Source organism: Pseudomonas kitaguniensis (genome assembly GCF_009296165.1).
In the GTDB taxonomy this organism is placed as follows: domain Bacteria; phylum Pseudomonadota; class Gammaproteobacteria; order Pseudomonadales; family Pseudomonadaceae; genus Aquipseudomonas; species Aquipseudomonas kitaguniensis.
The window spans coordinates 1-3,558 of the sequence record NZ_VUAZ01000249.1; the positions used below are offsets into that span (position 1 = coordinate 1).

Sequence of the window (3,558 nt, forward strand, 5' to 3'; positions counted from 1 at the left end):
GAATGCATTCAAATGTGGGAGCGGGCTCGCTCGCGATGGCATCAACCCGGTGTGCCTGATATGCCGAGTTGCCTGCATCGCGAGCAAGCCCGCTCCCACAAAAAGCCTTTGATTCAAGCCCTCAAGTGGGCTTTCAGGCCGCGTGGCTTTCCTTCTTCAAACTCTCCATATCAATCACAAAGCGATACTTCACATCGCCCTTGAGCATGCGTTCGTACGCCTCGTTGATCTCCTGTATATCAATCATCTCCACGTCCGAAACAATCTTGTGCTTGGCGCAGAAGTCCAACATATCCTGGGTTTCCTGAATGCCGCCAATCAACGAGCCCGCCAGACTACGGCGCTTGAAGATCAGGTTAAACACCGTAGGCGACGGATGCGGGCTGTCAGGCGCGCCCACCAGCGTCATGGTGCCATCGCGCTTGAGCAGATTAAGGAACGCATCAAGGTCATGCGGCGCGGCCACCGTGTTGAGAATGAAGTCCAGGCTGTTGGTGACCTTGGCCATCTCATCCGGGTTCTTCGACACCACCACTTGGTCGGCACCCAAGCGCAGGCCGTCTTCACGCTTGTTCGGCGACGTCGTAAACAGCGTGACGTGTGCGCCCATCGCATGCGCGATCTTCACCGCCATATGGCCGAGCCCACCCAGACCGACCACACCGACCTTCGAGCCGGGGCCCACCTTCCAGTGGTGCAGCGGCGAATAGGTGGTAATGCCGGCGCACAGCAGCGGCGCGACGGCCGCCAGGTTGGCGTCGTCGTGGGAGATGCGCAGCACGAACTTTTCTTTGACCACGATCGCGTCGGAGTAGCCGCCGTACGTGTTTTCGCCGCCAAAAACCGGGCCGTTGTAGGTGCCGGTAAAGCCGTTCTCGCAGTATTGCTCGTCGCCCTCGGCGCAGGATGCGCACGCCTGGCAACTGTCGACCATGCAACCGACACCGGCCAAATCACCGACCTTGAATTTTTTTACATCAGCACCGACTGCGGTAACGCGGCCGACGATTTCATGGCCCGGCACCGACGGGTACAGGGTGTTGTGCCACTCATTGCGCGCGGTATGCAAATCGGAATGGCACACGCCGCAGTAAAGAATTTCGATCTGTACGTCATCCGCCCCTGGGGTGCGGCGCTCGAAGGTAAAAGGCTTGAGCGAATCCTTGGAATCCCGCGCGGCGTAGCTGTAAGTCTTGGCCATTTGGTTCACCTGTTGATGTGACGGTAGAGGTCAGTTGACCAGCATAAACCCTGAACCGTTCAATCGATCAACGGCTATCGCAACGCGTCGCCAGTGGCGCAAGTACAAGGAACGTTGCGCCAGTGCCCAGGGTCAAGAACCTATCGGCGCCCGGTTTGCATCACTCGTTATGCCGAGCTTTTTTACTCGATAATCAGGAGTTTTGTATGAGTACATTCGTTGCCAAAGACGGTACCCAGATCTATTTCAAGGACTGGGGCAGCGGCAAACCCGTGCTGTTCAGCCATGGCTGGCCGCTGGACGCCGACATGTGGGAATACCAGATGGAATACCTCAGCAGCCGTGGCTTTCGCACTATTGCGTTCGACCGTCGTGGTTTTGGACGGTCAGACCAACCGTGGACCGGCAACGACTACAACACGTTCGCCGACGATATTGCCCAGTTGATCGAACACCTGGACCTGAACGACGTGACCCTGGTGGGCTTTTCGATGGGCGGCGGCGACGTTGCGCGTTACATCGCTCGCCATGGCAGCGCGCGGGTTGCCGGCCTGGTATTGCTGGGTGCCGTCACCCCGCTCTTGGGCCAGAAACCGGACTACCCACAGGGTGTGCCGGCCGACGTGTTCGACGGCATCAAAGCCGCGTTGCTGAAAGACCGCGCGCAGTTCATTGCCGACTTCAGCACGCCGTTTTTTGGCCTCAACAAAGGCCAGACTGTTTCCGCAGGCGTGCAAAGCCAGACCCTGCAAATCGCGTTGCAAGCTTCACTGAAATCCACGCTGGATTGCGTCAGCGTATTTTCCGAAACCGACTTCCGCCCGGACATGGCCACCATCGACGTGCCCACCCTGGTGATCCACGGTGACGCCGACCAGGTTGTGCCGTTCGAGACCACCGGCAAGGTTGCGGCCGAGATGATCAAGGGTGCTGAGCTGAAGGTGTACAAGGATGCGCCACACGGTTTCGCGGCGACCCATACCCAGCAGTTGAACCAAGACCTGTTGGCGTTCCTCAACCGCTGAAGCAACTGCCCTGCCCTCTGCTCTTTTGGCCGGGCTTGCCCGGTCTTTTTTTGTCTGGTGCAAACCTTGCGCCATAGCTGCGTATGATCTTGCTGAACCGCTGATGCCTTGGCACGGTCCCAGCTCATACGCTCATCGCTACAGGAATGTTCAAATGACGCTTCCCAAAGAAATGACCCTCATCGAAATCACCACCCCCGGTGGCCCCGAAGTCTTGCAGCCACGCAGGGCTGACGTGCCGGTGGCGGGTCCCGGTGAAATTCTGATTCGCGTGCACGCCGCCGGGGTCAATCGCCCCGACGCGTTGCAGCGCGCCGGCAAATACCCGATGAAACCCGGCATGAGCCCGATTCCAGGCCTGGAAGTGGCCGGTGAAGTGGTTGCACTCGGCACCGGTGTCAACGAATACGCCCTCGGCGACAAGGTCTGTGCACTGACCAACGGTGGCGGCTATGCGCAGTTTTGCGCCGTACCGGCCAGCCAGGCGCTGCCGATCCCGGATGGCATGGACTGGATTCATGCGGCGGCCGTTCCAGAAACCTTCTTTACGGTGTGGGCCAACCTGTTCGGCCTGGGCGGTGCACACAAGGGCCAACGTGCGTTGATTCACGGCGGCACCAGTGGCATCGGCACCACCGCGCTGATGCTCTGCCGCGAGTTTGGTATTCAGGCCTACGCCACCGCCGGCAGTGCGGACAAATGCGCCGCCATTGCCAAGCTCGGCGCTGAACCGATCAATTACCGCGAGCAGGACTTTGCCGACGTCATCGCGAAAAAGACCGGCGACAAAGGCGTGAATGTGATTCTCGACATCATGGGCGCCTCGTACCTGAACAATAACCTCAAGGCCTTGGGCATGGACGGCCACTTGGTGATGCTGGGGTTCCTCGGTGGCGGCAAAGCCAACGACGTCGACCTGCTGAGCATCCTCGGCAAGCGCGCGGTGATCACCGGCTCGCTCTTGCGGGCACGCAGCAAAGACGAAAAGGCGGCGATTGCCGAACAACTGCGCGAGTACGTGTGGCCGGTATTGGCCGCTGGGCGTTGCCTGCCGATGATCGACAAGGTGTACGAATACACCGACGCCGCCCAAGCCCATGCGCGCATGGAAGCGGGCGACCATATCGGCAAAATCGTGTTGCGCGTGGAGTAAGCCACGCTCCTGTCAAACTGCAAATAGCCTATTGTTTTGGCTATTGAAGTTTATCCAGGCTTGTGGCTTTGGTTTTGGGTGCATATTCGTTATTGAGTTTATGGCTTATATCGGTTCCGCTCTTACAGCGAGTCACTTTTGAAAAGCCCGGAAGCCGGCCCAATCCCCCAAGCAGAATG

3 protein-coding genes are annotated in these 3,558 nt (G+C 58.9%); 2 read left to right on the forward strand and 1 reads right to left on the reverse strand.

All coding sequences use genetic code 11. From position 1 onward, the window contains the following. Positions 1–133: 133 nt before the first annotated feature. The gene (locus F0169_RS27165; RefSeq protein WP_152748148.1) at positions 134–1,201 is read right to left on the reverse strand and encodes an NAD(P)-dependent alcohol dehydrogenase; all 1,068 of its coding nucleotides are present in this window, start codon (positions 1,199–1,201) and stop codon (positions 134–136) included. 206 nt (positions 1,202–1,407) lie between these two features. Between F0169_RS27165 and F0169_RS27170 the strand changes: the two genes are divergently transcribed. Next, entirely contained in the window at positions 1,408–2,226 is an 819-nt protein-coding gene (locus tag F0169_RS27170) for an alpha/beta fold hydrolase (RefSeq protein WP_058413971.1), read from the forward strand. Between the two features lie 154 nt (positions 2,227–2,380). Then, positions 2,381–3,379 (forward strand): NAD(P)H-quinone oxidoreductase, encoded by a 999-nt coding sequence (locus F0169_RS27175; protein WP_152748149.1) that lies wholly within the window; start codon positions 2,381–2,383, stop codon positions 3,377–3,379. The last annotated feature ends 179 nt before the right edge of the window (positions 3,380–3,558 follow it).

Excerpts from the sequence above, each read along its gene's own strand:
- F0169_RS27165 (WP_152748148.1), bottom strand. The coding sequence starts at position 1,201 with ATGGCCAAGACTTACAGCTACGCCGCGCGGGATTCCAAGGATTCGCTC.
- F0169_RS27170 (WP_058413971.1), top strand. The coding sequence starts at position 1,408 with ATGAGTACATTCGTTGCCAAAGACGGTACCCAGATCTATTTCAAGGAC.
- F0169_RS27175 (WP_152748149.1), top strand. The coding sequence starts at position 2,381 with ATGACGCTTCCCAAAGAAATGACCCTCATCGAAATCACCACCCCCGGT.